The 14,192-nt window shown below is 50.5% G+C and carries 17 protein-coding genes and 1 other annotated feature; of the genes, 13 read left to right on the top strand and 4 right to left on the bottom strand.

Going from position 1 to position 14,192, the window contains the following annotated elements; genetic code table 11:
- From H9644_RS03815 to pfkB, 3 genes are all read right to left on the bottom strand, one after another.
- Window positions 1–861, bottom strand: coding sequence for a fructosamine kinase family protein (locus tag H9644_RS03815; protein WP_064529156.1), 861 nt, complete (start codon window positions 859–861; stop codon window positions 1–3).
- A 105-nt stretch (window positions 862–966) separates the two neighbouring features.
- Window positions 967–1,254 carry a type V toxin-antitoxin system endoribonuclease antitoxin GhoS gene (gene ghoS / locus H9644_RS03810; RefSeq protein ID WP_191773290.1) on the bottom strand — a complete coding sequence of 96 codons (288 nt, stop codon included), beginning with the start codon at window positions 1,252–1,254 and terminating at the stop codon, window positions 967–969.
- A 101-nt stretch (window positions 1,255–1,355) separates the two neighbouring features.
- Window positions 1,356–2,285, bottom strand: coding sequence for a 6-phosphofructokinase II (gene pfkB, locus H9644_RS03805; protein ID WP_191773675.1), 930 nt, complete (start codon window positions 2,283–2,285; stop codon window positions 1,356–1,358).
- Window positions 2,286–2,571: 286 nt separating this feature from the next.
- Here pfkB and H9644_RS03800 point away from each other — a divergent pair, with 286 nt between their 5' ends.
- Window positions 2,572–3,330 carry a DUF481 domain-containing protein gene (locus tag H9644_RS03800; protein WP_191773280.1) on the top strand — a complete coding sequence of 253 codons (759 nt, stop codon included), beginning with the start codon at window positions 2,572–2,574 and terminating at the stop codon, window positions 3,328–3,330.
- 61 nt (window positions 3,331–3,391) lie between these two features.
- Here the strand turns inward: H9644_RS03800 and yniD are convergent, their stop codons facing one another.
- The gene (yniD, locus tag H9644_RS03795) at window positions 3,392–3,499 is read right to left on the bottom strand and encodes a small membrane protein YniD (RefSeq protein WP_064529152.1); all 108 of its coding nucleotides are present in this window, start codon (window positions 3,497–3,499) and stop codon (window positions 3,392–3,394) included.
- Between the two features lie 301 nt (window positions 3,500–3,800).
- On the opposite strand from yniD, the gene thrS reads away from it, so the two are divergent.
- The 12 genes from thrS (at window position 3,801) to H9644_RS03735 (ending at window position 14,106) form a co-directional block, all read left to right on the top strand.
- On the top strand, window positions 3,801–5,729 hold the full coding sequence (thrS, locus tag H9644_RS03790) for a threonine--tRNA ligase (RefSeq protein WP_064529124.1): 1,929 nt from the start codon (window positions 3,801–3,803) through the stop codon (window positions 5,727–5,729).
- Between the two features lie 3 nt (window positions 5,730–5,732).
- Complete coding sequence (gene infC / locus H9644_RS03785) at window positions 5,733–6,275, top strand: translation initiation factor IF-3 (protein ID WP_001700733.1); 543 nt, start codon at window positions 5,733–5,735, stop codon at window positions 6,273–6,275.
- A gap of 97 nt (window positions 6,276–6,372) precedes the next feature.
- Complete coding sequence (gene rpmI, locus H9644_RS03780; RefSeq protein WP_001124225.1) at window positions 6,373–6,570, top strand: 50S ribosomal protein L35; 198 nt, start codon at window positions 6,373–6,375, stop codon at window positions 6,568–6,570.
- 53 nt (window positions 6,571–6,623) lie between these two features.
- A complete protein-coding gene (gene rplT / locus H9644_RS03775) occupies window positions 6,624–6,980 on the top strand; it encodes a 50S ribosomal protein L20 (protein WP_000124850.1) in 357 nt (118 codons plus the stop codon).
- Window positions 6,981–7,096: 116 nt separating this feature from the next.
- Window positions 7,097–7,221 (top strand) — a sequence feature (Phe leader region).
- A complete protein-coding gene (gene pheM, locus H9644_RS03770) occupies window positions 7,103–7,147 on the top strand; it encodes a pheST operon leader peptide PheM (protein ID WP_001386830.1) in 45 nt (14 codons plus the stop codon). Its footprint overlaps the feature before it by 45 nt.
- A 209-nt stretch (window positions 7,222–7,430) precedes the next feature.
- Window positions 7,431–8,414: a phenylalanine--tRNA ligase subunit alpha gene (gene pheS / locus H9644_RS03765; RefSeq protein WP_057980791.1), complete on the top strand. Its 984-nt coding sequence runs from the start codon at window positions 7,431–7,433 to the stop codon at window positions 8,412–8,414.
- Between the two features lie 14 nt (window positions 8,415–8,428).
- Window positions 8,429–10,816, top strand: coding sequence for a phenylalanine--tRNA ligase subunit beta (pheT, locus tag H9644_RS03760; RefSeq protein ID WP_191773278.1), 2,388 nt, complete (start codon window positions 8,429–8,431; stop codon window positions 10,814–10,816).
- Window positions 10,817–10,820: 4 nt separating this feature from the next.
- On the top strand, window positions 10,821–11,120 hold the full coding sequence (ihfA, locus tag H9644_RS03755; protein ID WP_002440155.1) for an integration host factor subunit alpha: 300 nt from the start codon (window positions 10,821–10,823) through the stop codon (window positions 11,118–11,120).
- Between the two features lie 100 nt (window positions 11,121–11,220).
- Window positions 11,221–12,201 (top strand): vitamin B12 ABC transporter permease BtuC, encoded by a 981-nt coding sequence (gene btuC / locus H9644_RS03750; protein ID WP_064529121.1) that lies wholly within the window; start codon window positions 11,221–11,223, stop codon window positions 12,199–12,201.
- Between the two features lie 62 nt (window positions 12,202–12,263).
- Window positions 12,264–12,815 carry a bifunctional thioredoxin/glutathione peroxidase gene (btuE, locus tag H9644_RS03745; protein ID WP_191773276.1) on the top strand — a complete coding sequence of 184 codons (552 nt, stop codon included), beginning with the start codon at window positions 12,264–12,266 and terminating at the stop codon, window positions 12,813–12,815.
- The gene (btuD, locus tag H9644_RS03740; protein WP_191773274.1) at window positions 12,815–13,564 is read left to right on the top strand and encodes a vitamin B12 ABC transporter ATP-binding protein BtuD; all 750 of its coding nucleotides are present in this window, start codon (window positions 12,815–12,817) and stop codon (window positions 13,562–13,564) included. The genes btuE and btuD overlap by 1 nt, the downstream gene beginning before the upstream one ends.
- Window positions 13,565–13,641: 77 nt before the next feature.
- Entirely contained in the window at window positions 13,642–14,106 is a 465-nt protein-coding gene (locus H9644_RS03735) for a C40 family peptidase (RefSeq protein WP_064529118.1), read from the top strand.
- The last annotated feature ends 86 nt before the right edge of the window (window positions 14,107–14,192 follow it).

The raw sequence follows: 14,192 nt of genomic DNA, 5'->3' as shown, positions 1-14,192 counted from the left end.
TCATGCAGCTAACACTCTATCCAATGATTGTTGAGCAATAACCATATGTTGCCCGCCAAACAACCTTGCACGGTTTAGCAAAGTGTATAGCTGGTAAATCGGTTGGCGTTCGAGGAAACCGGTCGGTAACGGTGAAACTGATTGATAACCATCATAGATTTGCGGAGGCTGTTCGGTATGTAGCGGCAACATCGCCAGATCGCACTCTCTGTCGCCCCAGTAACAAGCAGGGTCGAAAATATACGGACCATTCGGACCTAACGCACAATTCCCGGACCATAGATCGCCGTGTAACAGTGATGGTTGCGGCTGGTGTGAGGCCAGGCGCTGCTGGATATGCTCGACGATGGCGTCAATATTGCCGAAGGCGATCCCTTTTTCTGCTGCCAGCTCCAGTTGCCAGCCAATCCGCTGTTCAGCAAAAAACGTTGACCAGCGACGTTGCCAGGTATTGGGTTGAGGAGTAGTAGAAAGGGCGTTGTCGAAATCGAGGCCAAATTGTGGCTGGTCGCTCCATTGATGTAGATGCGCAATTTGCTGCCCTAAAATAAAGGCGTTATGTGCATCCAACGGCCGTGGAGGGAGATAATCCATCACCAGAAAACTGTAGTCACGGTCAGCGCCAACTGCCCAAACTCTGGGTACGGTGACGGTTTTACTGCGAGACAATAACTCCAGTTGGTCGGCTTCGGCGGTAAAACCGGGAAGCAATTCTCTTTCATCACATTTGACGAAAAAGTCACGTCCTGCATAGCGCAAATGCCATGCGGCATGAATTTCCCCGCCAGGCAGTTCATTACGCAGTTCGATTTCGCCTTCACCTAACTGCTCGCTCAAAAGACGACTGATTACCTGCCACATGATGTCTCTCCCATGTTGTCCGCCAGATCATAAGGTTAGCGCAAGAATAAGGTGTAAAAACACGAGCTAACGCACACCACAGACTGATTATTGCTCAAAAACTCTTTATTTGTTGCTATTCCATTCCTCCCAGGTGGTGATCATTATCTCGGGGTCTTTGCCTGTAGCGCTCTGGGCGAGGCCGGCAACGAGTTCTCTTATTTCATCTTCGTTTTGCGTACTGATAAGTCCAAAGGTATTCGTCCCTAGTTCATGGATATTCCCATCATCGTCGGTCATGGTCAGTGAAAAGCCATCGCGTGTCAGAAAGTTATTTAACTCATTAATTTCAGTTAATGTCTCTTCATGCAACATGACGGTAATGACATAACGGACAAGATCGCCACCAGCCATAATTCACCTCTTTGTTATCACGTGATTTTTTAGCATAGTCGCAGAAACGCGTTGCCGACAGGTTTGTGGTGATTCCCCCAACCGATGGGGGAATGTCTCAATTAGTGGGAAAGGTAAGCGTAAATTTTTTGTGTATCGTCATGAGAGCACAGGCGTGTTCCCTGATTGAGGGTGGCGGCACTCCCCGCAGCTACGCCAAAACGAACCATTTCATCAAGAGAGGCATTTTCTGCCAGCTTCAGCGTCATTGCCCCTACCATGCTGTCGCCAGCTCCGACGGTACTTTGGCTTTTTAGCGGCGGTGGCACAACCTGAATGCAGTTTTCGCTATCTACCCCCAACGCTCCTTGTGGACCAAGGGAAACGACGACCCGTTTGGCCTTACCACTATTAACGATTTCCTGCACGGCTTTACGCACATCATCGGGTTGAGTGAGTTCGCGACCTACCAGTGCGCTGAGTTCTTTTTGGTTTGGTTTAACTAACTCGATATTACCAATCGCCAGTGCTGCACTTAACGCTTCGCCGGAGCTGTCGACGATGCAGCGAATCCCTTGTTTTTGCGCAGCAGAAATAAGCTGCGTTAACTTTTCCAGTTTCACGCCTGGTGGCAGGCTTCCACTAATAACCAGAATAGCCCCTGACTCGATTTCCAGAACTTGTTCTTTAAGTTGACGAAATTCATCTTCGCTTAAAGCTGCGCCGGGCATGACAAAGCGATATTGCTCACCGCTGGAATCCACATGGACATGCAGATTCTGGCGGGTCCAGTCTTTCGCTTCGACAGTGGCGACAGGGACATTTTCATCGGCCAGCAGAGAGACGAGATGTTCGCCGGTCGCGCCGCCGGCCGGGAATATAGCCGTCGCGCTACCGCCCAAATGAGCAATGGCGCGAGCGACATTAATACCGCCGCCACCAGGTTCAAACACGGGGGCAGTACAGCGCAGTTTTCCTTCGGGGTAAATTTGCGGGGTAATTGTTGCGCTATCGAGAGAGGGCGCAAGTGTCAACGTATAGATACGTACCATCATTTCCTCCTATAGGCTGATTTCAGTCTGGCACTGAATCAGCGGAAAGTGAAGAAATTAACAATATGATTTATTAGATATTTATATAAAATTAACAAGGTAAAGATATATAAATAAATATCTGTTTTCGCAACGCGCTTATTCAAAAAATGAAATAAGAAGTCATTGCTAAGTTTTTCACTCCTTTTTATAATTTGTTACCTTTCCAGGGACGCTACTCTTTGATCCTCAAGAAAGTTTCCGGGACCGCGATGGTCTCTTTTTTTGTTGTTCGGACTTTTAATAAATGAAGCTTTTGAAGACAGTTCCTGCCATCGTTGTGTTGGCGGGGGGTATGTTTGCGTCTCTGAATGCAACTGCCGATGATTCCGTTTTTACTGTCATGGACGATCCTGCCAGCGCAAAAAAACCTTTCGAAGGTAATCTGAATGCAGGTTACCTTGCACAATCAGGCAACACGAAAAGTTCCTCACTAACGGCTGATACCACCATGACCTGGTATGGGCATACCACAGCCTGGTCGCTGTGGGGGAATGCCAGCAATACTTCTTCTAATGATGAGCGTTCTTCGGAAAAATATGCGGCGGGCGGGCGTAGCCGTTTTAACTTAACTGACTATGACTATTTATTTGGCCAGGCAAGCTGGCTGACAGACCGTTATAACGGTTATCGTGAACGCGATGTGTTGACTGCGGGTTATGGTCGCCAGTTTTTAAATGGTCCGGTACACAGTTTCCGCTTTGAATTCGGTCCAGGTGTGCGTTACGACAAATATACCGACAATGCCAGTGAAACCCAACCGCTGGGGTATGCCTCCGGGGCTTATGCGTGGCAGTTGACCGACAACGCTAAATTTACCCAGGGGGTATCCGTTTTTGGTGCGGAAGACACGACGTTAAACTCGGAAAGTGCATTAAATGTTGCCATCAATGAACATTTCGGTCTGAAGGTGGCCTACAACGTCACATGGAACTCTGAACCACCTGAGTCTGCGCCGGAACATACCGATCGCCGCACAACGTTATCGTTGGGCTACAGGATGTAATTATGTGCCGGACCGTGTTATGCGGTCTGGCTGCATTTGTTTGTTGATAGCGCCTCACCATTCAGCCCCAAATCATCGCTGCCCAGCGCAGTAACAGCATTGCGCCACATATAGACAGCAGGACCACCACCATCTTCCAGTGTTTTTTGTTGAAACGTTTTGTCGGCATGCGTTTTTCCAGGGGATTTCCAGTCTTCAATAATCGAGTGTAACAAAAGGGTCAGGTGTTGCCTGTATTGATTTATATCATATCGAACATGATGATTGTCGCTTTGCCCGATAACAATTACCGTGTAAACTGCCAAGCGGTATTATCAGAAAGTGGGTGTAGGTCTGGCATCGCCAATCAGCATGCTGTGACATATTTCGCAGAGTGAAGCGGGAATCAGCCCAAACCTTTTTGATAAATTTCATATGAATCTTTGTATGTGATCTTTCGTGTGGGTCACCACTGCAAATAAGGATATAACATGCCTGTTATTACTCTTCCTGATGGCAGCCAACGCCATTACGACCACGCTGTAAGCCCCATGGATGTTGCGCTGGACATTGGTCCAGGTCTGGCGAAAGCCTGTATCGCAGGGCGCGTTAATGGCGAACTGGTAGATGCGTGCGATTTGATTGAAAACGACGCTAAACTGGCGATCATTACCGCTAAAGACGAAGAAGGTCTGGAGATCATTCGTCACTCCTGCGCGCACCTGTTAGGGCACGCAATTAAACAACTTTGGCCGCATACCAAAATGGCAATCGGCCCGGTTATTGACAACGGTTTCTATTACGACGTTGATCTTGACCGCACGTTAACCCAGGAAGATGTCGAAGCACTCGAGAAGCGGATGCATGAGCTTGCTGAGAAAAACTACGACGTCATTAAGAAGAAAGTCAGCTGGCACGAAGCGCGTGAAACTTTCGTTAAACGCGGCGAGAGCTATAAAGTCTCCATCCTGGACGAAAACATCGCCCATGATGACCAGCCAGGCCTCTATTTCCACGAAGAATATGTCGATATGTGCCGCGGTCCGCACGTACCGAATATGCGTTTCTGCCACCATTTCAAACTGATGAAAACGGCAGGGGCCTACTGGCGCGGCGACAGCAACAATAAAATGTTGCAACGTATTTATGGTACTGCATGGGCAGATAAAAAAGCCCTCAACGCGTACCTGCAGCGTCTGGAAGAAGCCGCTAAACGCGACCACCGTAAAATCGGTAAACAGCTCGACCTGTACCATATGCAGGAAGAAGCGCCGGGTATGGTGTTCTGGCACAACGACGGCTGGACCATCTTCCGTGAACTGGAAGTGTTCGTTCGTACTAAACTGAAAGAGTACCAGTATCAGGAAGTTAAAGGTCCGTTCATGATGGACCGTGTCCTGTGGGAAAAAACCGGTCACTGGGAAAACTATAAAGATGCAATGTTCACCACCTCTTCTGAGAACCGTGAATACTGCATTAAGCCGATGAACTGCCCGGGTCACGTACAAATCTTTAACCAGGGGCTGAAGTCGTATCGCGATCTGCCGCTGCGTATGGCCGAGTTCGGTAGTTGCCACCGTAACGAGCCGTCAGGTTCGCTGCATGGCCTGATGCGTGTGCGTGGTTTTACCCAGGATGACGCGCATATCTTCTGTACTGAAGAACAAATTCGCGATGAAGTTAACGGATGTATCCGTTTAGTCTATGATATGTACAGCACTTTTGGCTTCGAGAAGATCGTGGTCAAACTTTCCACTCGTCCTGAAAAACGTATTGGCAGCGACGAAATGTGGGATCGTGCTGAGGCGGACCTGGCGGTTGCGCTGGAAGAAAACAACATCCCGTTTGAATATCAACTGGGTGAAGGCGCTTTCTACGGTCCGAAAATTGAATTTACCCTGTATGACTGCCTCGATCGTGCATGGCAGTGCGGTACAGTACAGCTGGACTTCTCCTTACCGTCTCGTCTGAGCGCCTCTTATGTAGGCGAAGACAACGAGCGTAAGGTTCCGGTAATGATTCACCGCGCAATTCTGGGGTCTATGGAACGTTTTATTGGTATCCTGACCGAAGAGTTCGCTGGTTTCTTCCCGACCTGGCTTGCGCCGGTTCAGGTTGTTATCATGAACATTACCGATTCTCAGTCTGAATACGTTAACGAATTGACGCAAAAACTATCAAATGCGGGCATTCGTGTTAAAGCAGACTTGAGAAATGAGAAGATTGGCTTTAAAATCCGCGAGCACACTTTGCGTCGCGTCCCATATATGCTGGTCTGTGGTGATAAAGAGGTGGAATCTGGCAAAGTTGCCGTTCGCACCCGCCGTGGTAAAGACCTGGGAAGCATGGACGTAAATGAAGTGATCGAGAAGCTGCAACAAGAGATTCGCAGCCGCAGTCTTAAACAATTGGAGGAATAAGGTATTAAAGGCGGAAAACGAGTTCAAACGGCGCGCCCTAACCGTATCAATGGCGAAATTCGCGCCCAGGAAGTTCGCTTAACAGGTCTGGAAGGCGAGCAGCTTGGTATTGTGAGTCTGAGAGAAGCTCTGGAGAAAGCAGAAGAAGCCGGAGTAGACTTAGTCGAGATCAGCCCTAACGCCGAGCCGCCGGTTTGTCGTATCATGGATTACGGCAAATTCCTCTATGAAAAGAGCAAGTCTTCTAAGGAACAGAAGAAAAAGCAAAAAGTTATCCAGGTTAAGGAAATCAAATTCCGTCCTGGTACAGATGAAGGCGACTATCAGGTAAAACTCCGCAGCCTGATTCGCTTTCTGGAAGAGGGTGATAAAGCCAAGATCACACTGCGTTTCCGCGGTCGTGAGATGGCGCACCAGCAAATCGGTATGGAAGTGCTTAATCGCGTGAAAGACGATTTGCAAGAACTGGCAGTGGTCGAATCCTTCCCAACGAAGATCGAAGGCCGCCAGATGATCATGGTGCTCGCTCCTAAGAAGAAACAGTAAGGCCTTCAAGTAGCGTTGTCTGTGGAGCCTTCGGGCTTCGCAGGCTTTGTTCGCCTTTGTTTCTGTTTATCAACAATGCGAAGTGGAAGTTATTAAAATGCCAAAAATTAAGACCGTACGCGGTGCTGCGAAGCGCTTCAAAAAAACCGGTAAAGGTGGTTTTAAGCACAAGCACGCTAACCTGCGTCACATTCTGACCAAAAAAGCGACCAAACGTAAACGTCACCTGCGTCCGAAAGCCATGGTTTCCAAAGGCGATCTGGGCCTGGTAATCGCGTGCCTGCCGTACGCATAAGCCGTTAACGTTTTTTAACTTTTTAATTAGAATATAGATACAGGAGAGCACATATGGCTCGCGTAAAACGTGGTGTTATTGCACGCGCACGTCACAAGAAAATTTTGAAACAAGCTAAAGGCTACTACGGTGCGCGTTCTCGCGTATACCGCGTTGCCTTCCAGGCTGTTATCAAGGCTGGTCAGTATGCTTACCGTGACCGTCGTCAACGTAAGCGTCAGTTCCGTCAACTGTGGATTGCGCGTATCAACGCAGCAGCACGTCAGAACGGTATTTCTTACAGCAAATTCATCAATGGCCTGAAAAAAGCCTCTGTTGAAATCGACCGTAAGATCCTGGCTGATATCGCTGTATTCGACAAAGTAGCGTTCACCGCTCTGGTTGAAAAAGCGAAAGCAGCTCTGGCATAAGCCAGTTGAAAGAGGGAGCTTGTCTCCCTCTTTTCGTTTCAACACCATCAGAACATTGACTTTTATCGCTGTAGCCTTTTCAATAAAGGTCTTTTGAAAAGTACCAAAAGGTAACGCAAGCAATGAATGCTGCTATTTTCCGCTTCTTTTTTTACTTTAGCACCTGACTCCAGGAGGCTAGCGCGTGAGAAGAGAAACGGAAAACAGCGCCTGAAAGCCTCCCAGTGGAGGCTTTTTTTGTATGCGCGTTTTGAAGAATAAAAAGTCTGTCTCATCAGGCGTAATTGTCGCAGCCACTCTGGACACGGCCAGCGCGGAGAAACCGGAGCGTACTTGAGTACGTGAGGATTTCGAGCACTGCCCGGGACCAAAATGGCAAGTAAAATAGCCTGATGGGATAGGCTCTAAGTCCAACGAACCAGTGTCACCACTGACACAATGAGGAAAACCATGTCACATCTCGCAGAACTGGTTGCCAGTGCGAAGGCGGCCATTAGCCAGGCGTCAGATGTTGCCGCGTTAGACAATGTGCGCGTCGAATATTTGGGTAAAAAAGGGCACTTAACCCTTCAGATGACGACCCTGCGTGAGCTGCCGCCAGAAGAACGTCCGGCAGCTGGTGCGGTTATCAACGAGGCGAAAGAGCAAGTTCAGCAGGCGCTGAATGCGCGCAAAGCTGAACTGGAGAACGCGGCGCTGAATGCGCGTCTGGCTGCAGAAACTATTGATGTTTCCCTGCCAGGTCGTCGTATCGAAAACGGTGGCCTGCATCCGGTTACCCGCACCATCGACCGTATCGAAAGTTTCTTCGGTGAGCTTGGCTTTACCGTGGCAACCGGGCCGGAAATCGAAGACGATTATCATAACTTCGATGCTCTGAACATTCCTGGCCACCACCCGGCGCGCGCTGACCACGACACTTTCTGGTTTGATGCTACTCGTCTGCTGCGTACCCAGACCTCTGGCGTGCAGATCCGCACCATGAAAGCCCAGCAGCCGCCGATTCGTATTATCGCGCCTGGTCGCGTTTACCGTAACGACTACGACCAGACCCACACACCGATGTTCCATCAGATGGAAGGTCTGATTGTTGATACCAACATCAGCTTCACCAACCTGAAAGGCACGCTCCACGACTTCCTGCGTAACTTCTTTGAAGAAGATTTGCAGATTCGCTTCCGTCCTTCCTACTTCCCGTTCACCGAACCATCTGCAGAAGTGGACGTCATGGGTAAAAACGGCAAATGGCTGGAAGTACTGGGCTGCGGGATGGTGCATCCGAACGTGCTGCGTAACGTTGGCATTGACCCGGAAGTTTACTCCGGTTTCGCCTTCGGGATGGGGATGGAGCGTCTGACCATGTTGCGTTATGGCGTTACCGACCTGCGTTCATTCTTCGAAAACGATCTGCGTTTCCTCAAACAGTTTAAATAAGGCAGGAATAGATTATGAAATTCAGTGAACTGTGGTTACGCGAATGGGTGAACCCGGCGATTGACAGCGATGCGCTGGCGAATCAAATCACGATGGCGGGTCTGGAAGTTGACGGTGTAGAGCCGGTTGCCGGTAGCTTCCACGGCGTGGTCGTTGGTGAAGTGGTTGAATGTGCGCAGCATCCGAATGCCGACAAACTGCGAGTGACTAAAGTCAACGTCGGTGGCGATCGCCTGCTGGACATCGTCTGTGGTGCGCCAAACTGCCGTCAGGGCCTGCGTGTGGCGGTGGCAACTATTGGTGCTGTTCTGCCGGGCGATTTCAAAATTAAAGCGGCGAAACTGCGCGGTGAACCGTCTGAAGGGATGCTGTGCTCCTTCTCTGAGCTGGGTATTTCTGACGATCATAACGGTATTATCGAACTGCCTGCGGATGCGCCAATTGGCACCGACATCCGCGAATATCTGAAACTTGATGACAACACCATCGAAATCAGTGTGACGCCAAACCGTGCTGACTGCTTAGGCATTATCGGCGTAGCGCGTGATGTCGCCGTGCTGAACCAGCTTCCGCTGGTTGAACCGGAAATTATCCCGGTTGGTGCAACCATCGATGACACGCTGCCGATTGCAGTAGAAGCACCGGAAGCCTGCCCGCGTTATCTTGGCCGCGTAGTAAAAGGCATTAACGTTAAAGCGCCAACTCCGCTGTGGATGAAAGAAAAACTGCGTCGTTGCGGGATTCGTTCTATCGATGCAGTCGTTGACGTAACCAACTATGTGCTGCTCGAACTGGGCCAGCCGATGCACGCTTTCGACAAAGATCGTATCGAAGGCGGCATTGTGGTGCGGATGGCGAAAGAGGGCGAAACGCTGGTACTGCTCGACGGTACTGAAGCGAAGCTGAATGCTGACACCCTGGTTATCGCCGACCACAACAAGGCGCTGGCGATGGGCGGTATCTTCGGTGGTGAACATTCTGGCGTGAATGAAGAAACGCAAAACGTCCTGCTGGAATGCGCTTTCTTCAGCCCGCTGTCGATCACCGGCCGTGCTCGTCGTCATGGCCTGCATACCGATGCGTCTCACCGCTACGAGCGCGGCGTTGATCCGGCATTGCAGTACAAAGCGATGGAACGAGCGACCCGTCTGCTGATTGATATCTGCGGCGGTGAAGCTGGCCCGGTAATTGATATCACCAACGAAGCAACGCTGCCGAAGCGTGCGACCATCACTCTGCGTCGTAGCAAACTGGATCGCCTGATCGGCCATCATATTGCCGATGAGCAGGTGACTGACATTCTGCGTCGTCTCGGCTGCGAAGTGACCGAAGGCAAAGACGAGTGGCAGGCTGTTGCGCCGAGCTGGCGTTTCGACATGGAGATTGAAGAGGATCTGGTCGAAGAAGTTGCGCGTGTCTACGGCTACAACAATATTCCTGATGAGCCGGTACAGGCGAGCCTGATTATGGGGACTCACCGTGAAGCCGATTTGTCGCTCAAGCGCGTGAAAACGCTGCTCAACGATAAAGGCTATCAGGAAGTGATCACCTACAGTTTCGTTGATCCGAAAGTTCAGCAGATGATCCACCCGGGCGTAGAAGCCTTATTGCTGCCAAGCCCGATTTCCGTTGAAATGTCGGCAATGCGTCTTTCTCTGTGGACAGGCCTGCTGGCAACTGTTGTGTACAACCAGAACCGTCAGCAAAACCGTGTGCGCATTTTTGAAAGCGGTCTGCGTTTTGTGCCAGATACTCAGGCGCCATTGGGCATTCGTCAGGATCTGATGTTAGCTGGTGTGATTTGCGGTAACCGTTACGAAGAGCACTGGAACCTGGCAAAAGAGACGGTTGATTTCTATGATTTGAAAGGCGATCTTGAATCCGTTCTCGACCTGACCGGTAAACTGGCTGATGTTGAATTCCGTGCAGAAGCGAATCCGGCACTGCATCCGGGACAATCTGCAGCGATTTATCTGAAAGGTGAACGCATTGGTTTTGTTGGGGTTGTTCATCCTGAACTGGAACGTAAACTGGATCTTAACGGTCGCACTCTGGTGTTTGAACTGGAGTGGAACAAGCTCGCAGACCGCGTGGTGCCTCAGGCGCGCGAGATTTCTCGCTTCCCTGCGAACCGTCGTGACATCGCGGTTGTGGTTGCAGAAAACGTTCCCGCAGCGGATATTTTATCCGAATGTAAGAAAGTTGGCGTAAATCAGGTAGTTGGCGTAAACTTGTTTGACGTGTACCGCGGTAAGGGTGTTGCGGAGGGGTATAAAAGCCTCGCCATTAGCCTGATCCTGCAAGATACCAGCCGTACACTCGAAGAAGAGGAGATTGCCGCTACCGTCGCCAAATGTGTAGAGGCATTAAAAGAGCGATTCCAGGCATCATTGAGGGATTGAACCTATGGCGCTTACAAAAGCTGAAATGTCAGAATATCTGTTTGATAAGCTTGGGCTTAGCAAGCGGGATGCCAAAGAACTGGTTGAACTGTTTTTCGAAGAGATCCGTCGCGCTCTGGAAAACGGCGAGCAGGTGAAACTCTCTGGTTTTGGTAACTTCGATCTGCGTGATAAGAATCAACGCCCGGGACGTAACCCGAAAACGGGCGAAGATATTCCCATTACAGCACGGCGCGTGGTGACCTTCAGACCCGGACAGAAGTTAAAAAGCCGGGTCGAAAACGCCACACCCAAAGACGAGTAATCTGATCTAACTAAAAAGGCCGCTCTGCGGCCTTTTTTCTTTTCACTGTAGAAGAGTCGCCGTAAAATCAACGAAATGACACTTCAGCAGAACGGATACCATGCTGACACTTGCCCGCCAACAACAGCGACAAAATATTCGCTGGTTATTATGCCTGTCAGCATTGATGTTGCTGGCGCTTCTCTTAAGCCTTTGCGCTGGTGAACAATGGATTTCACCCGCCGACTGGTTCACACCTCGTGGCGAACTGTTTGTCTGGCAAATTCGCCTGCCACGTACCCTGGCTGTATTGCTGGTTGGCGCGGCACTGGCCTTATCAGGCGCGGTCATGCAGGCGCTGTTTGAAAACCCTCTCGCGGAACCGGGGCTGCTTGGCGTCTCTAACGGCGCTGGAGTGGGGCTTATCGCCGCTGTATTGCTCGGGCAAGGACAGCTACCAGACTGGGCGCTGGGGCTGTGTGCGATTGCTGGCGCACTTATTATCACCTTAATTCTCTTGCGTTTTGCCCGCCGTCACCTTTCAACCAGTCGATTACTGCTGGCTGGTGTTGCGCTGGGTATCATCTGTAGCGCGTTAATGACGTGGGCCATCTACTTTTCCACGTCTGTTGATTTACGCCAACTGATGTACTGGATGATGGGCGGCTTTGGTGGTGTAGACTGGCGGCAAAGTTGGCTGATGGTGGCCCTGATTCCGGTGTTGTTGTGGATTTGCTGTCAGTCCAGACCAATGAATATGTTAGCGCTGGGTGAAATTTCGGCGCGGCAACTGGGGTTACCGCTGTGGTTCTGGCGCAATGTGTTGGTCGCGGCTACCGGTTGGATGGTCGGTGTCAGTGTGGCGTTGGCTGGCGCTATTGGGTTTATTGGCCTGGTTATCCCGCATATTTTGCGGCTGTGCGGATTAACCGATCACCGGGTATTACTTCCCGGCTGCGCGCTGGCAGGTGCTACGGCGTTGCTGCTTGCCGATATTGTTGCTCGACTGGCGCTGGCTTCCGCAGAGTTACCGATTGGCGTGGTCACCGCCACCCTGGGCGCGCCAGTGTTTATCTGGTTATTGTTAAAAGCAGGACGTTAGCCGCATAAAGACGGTCTATGATTAAAAGCTAAGATTTTTACTGACCTTATCCAGGAGACACGATGCAAGATCCCATTCTGACCACCGCAGTGAAGACGATTGACGGAGAAGTGACTACGCTGGAGAAATATGCCGGTAAAGTGCTGCTGATTGTCAATGTCGCTTCAAAGTGTGGCTTAACGCCGCAATATGAACAGTTGGAGAACATCCAGAAAGCCTGGGCCGATCGTGGTCTTGTCGTGCTGGGATTTCCGTGCAACCAGTTCCTGGAACAAGAACCTGGTAGCGATGAAGAGATTAAAACTTATTGCACCACCACCTGGGGCGTGACGTTCCCAATGTTCAGTAAGATTGAGGTCAATGGCGAAGGGCGTCATCCGCTATACCAAAAATTGATTGCGGCTGCGCCGACGGCGGTGGCACCGGAAGAGAGCGGTTTCTATGCGCGAATGGCCAGTAAAGGCCGTGCGCCACTGTACCCTGATGATATTTTGTGGAATTTTGAAAAGTTTCTGGTGGGTAGAGATGGAAAGGTCATCCAGCGTTTTTCCCCGGATATGACGCCGGAAGATCCTATCGTAATGGAAAGCATTAAACTGGCGTTGGCAAAATAATGTCTATTGTGATGCAGTTACAGGATGTAGCGGAATCAACCCGCCTGGGGCCGCTTTCTGGCGAGGTCCGGGCAGGGGAGATCCTGCATCTGGTGGGGCCGAACGGCGCGGGCAAGAGCACCTTGCTGGCGCGAATGGCGGGGATAACCAGTGGTCAGGGAAGCATTCAGTTTGCAGGTCAACCACTGGATACCTGGCCCGCAACAAAACTCGCCCTGCATCGCGCCTATCTTGCACAACAGCAGACGCCGCCGTTTGCTATGCCGGTCTGGCATTACCTGACCATGCACCAGTACGATAAAACGCGAACCGATCTGCTAAATGATGTCGCAGGGATGTTGGCCCTTGATGACAAACTTGGTCGTAGCACCAATCAACTTTCCGGTGGCGAATGGCAACGTGTCCGTCTTGCTGCTGTGGTGCTACAAATCACGCCGCAAGCGAATCCGGCAGCTCAATTGCTTCTCCTTGATGAGCCCATGAACAGCCTTGATGTTGCCCAGCAAAGCGCGTTAGATAAAATTTTGAGCTCGCTCTGTCAGCAAGGTGTGGCGATAGTGATGAGTAGTCACGATCTTAACCACACATTGCGTCACGCGCATCGGGCGTGGTTACTTAAACAAGGAAAATTGCTGGCCAGTGGGCGGCGAGATGAGGTACTAACGCCTCCGAATCTGGCCCAGGCTTATGGTATGAGCTTCCGTCGTCTGGACATTGAAGGTCACCGAATGCTGATTTCGACCACCTGATTTCATTAGCATCTTGAAAAACGGGTAATTTCGACGCTAAATTAATGCAAGAATAAAAAACAGAGGATTCGTACGGAATGCGTTTCTGCCTAATTTTAATTACAGCACTGTTTCTGGCTGGGTGTAGCCATCATAAAGCGCCGCCGCCAAACGCCAGACTTTCTGACTCCATTACTGTCATTGCCGGTTTGAACGAGCAACTACAGAGCTGGCATGGGACGCCGTATCGTTATGGCGGCATGACTCGACGTGGTGTGGACTGTTCGGGGTTCGTGGTTGTGACGATGCGCGACCGTTTCGACTTGCAGTTACCACGCGAAACAAAACAACAGGCCGCTATCGGTACCCAAATTGATAAAGAAGAATTGCTGCCGGGCGATCTGGTCTTTTTCAAAACAGGTTCCGGGCAAAATGGTTTACACGTGGGTATTTACGATACCAACAATCAATTCATTCACGCCTCTACCAGCAAGGGGGTGATGCGTTCTTCCCTCGATAATGTCTACTGGCAGAAAAATTTCTGGCAGGCGAGACGAATCTAGTCTCTCAATAAATGGACGGTGATGATACCGCACCGTCTGTTAACTCCTGAATACAGTAGTATTTTGCAGACAAAAATACCGCAAAT

Source organism: Escherichia whittamii, from assembly GCF_014836715.1.
Lineage (GTDB): Bacteria > Pseudomonadota > Gammaproteobacteria > Enterobacterales > Enterobacteriaceae > Escherichia > Escherichia whittamii.
The sequence above is the reverse complement of the archived record's forward strand: the minus strand, read 5'-3'. Positions and strand labels throughout refer to the sequence as shown.

What these genes read in the sequence shown, in the direction of transcription:
- pfkB (WP_191773675.1), bottom strand. Translation starts at nt 2,285, where the DNA reads ATGGTACGTATCTATACGTTGACACTTGCGCCCTCTCTCGATAGCGCA.
- ghoS (WP_191773290.1), bottom strand. Translation starts at nt 1,254, where the DNA reads ATGGCTGGTGGCGATCTTGTCCGTTATGTCATTACCGTCATGTTGCAT.
- H9644_RS03735 (WP_064529118.1), top strand. Translation starts at nt 13,642, where the DNA reads ATGCGTTTCTGCCTAATTTTAATTACAGCACTGTTTCTGGCTGGGTGT.
- rpmI (WP_001124225.1), top strand. Translation starts at nt 6,373, where the DNA reads ATGCCAAAAATTAAGACCGTACGCGGTGCTGCGAAGCGCTTCAAAAAA.
- yniD (WP_064529152.1), bottom strand. Translation starts at nt 3,499, where the DNA reads ATGCCGACAAAACGTTTCAACAAAAAACACTGGAAGATGGTGGTGGTC.
- thrS (WP_064529124.1), top strand. Translation starts at nt 3,801, where the DNA reads ATGCCTGTTATTACTCTTCCTGATGGCAGCCAACGCCATTACGACCAC.
- H9644_RS03815 (WP_064529156.1), bottom strand. Translation starts at nt 861, where the DNA reads ATGTGGCAGGTAATCAGTCGTCTTTTGAGCGAGCAGTTAGGTGAAGGC.
- btuD (WP_191773274.1), top strand. Translation starts at nt 12,815, where the DNA reads ATGTCTATTGTGATGCAGTTACAGGATGTAGCGGAATCAACCCGCCTG.
- pheS (WP_057980791.1), top strand. Translation starts at nt 7,431, where the DNA reads ATGTCACATCTCGCAGAACTGGTTGCCAGTGCGAAGGCGGCCATTAGC.
- btuC (WP_064529121.1), top strand. Translation starts at nt 11,221, where the DNA reads ATGCTGACACTTGCCCGCCAACAACAGCGACAAAATATTCGCTGGTTA.
- pheT (WP_191773278.1), top strand. Translation starts at nt 8,429, where the DNA reads ATGAAATTCAGTGAACTGTGGTTACGCGAATGGGTGAACCCGGCGATT.
- ihfA (WP_002440155.1), top strand. Translation starts at nt 10,821, where the DNA reads ATGGCGCTTACAAAAGCTGAAATGTCAGAATATCTGTTTGATAAGCTT.
- rplT (WP_000124850.1), top strand. Translation starts at nt 6,624, where the DNA reads ATGGCTCGCGTAAAACGTGGTGTTATTGCACGCGCACGTCACAAGAAA.
- H9644_RS03800 (WP_191773280.1), top strand. Translation starts at nt 2,572, where the DNA reads ATGAAGCTTTTGAAGACAGTTCCTGCCATCGTTGTGTTGGCGGGGGGT.
- btuE (WP_191773276.1), top strand. Translation starts at nt 12,264, where the DNA reads ATGCAAGATCCCATTCTGACCACCGCAGTGAAGACGATTGACGGAGAA.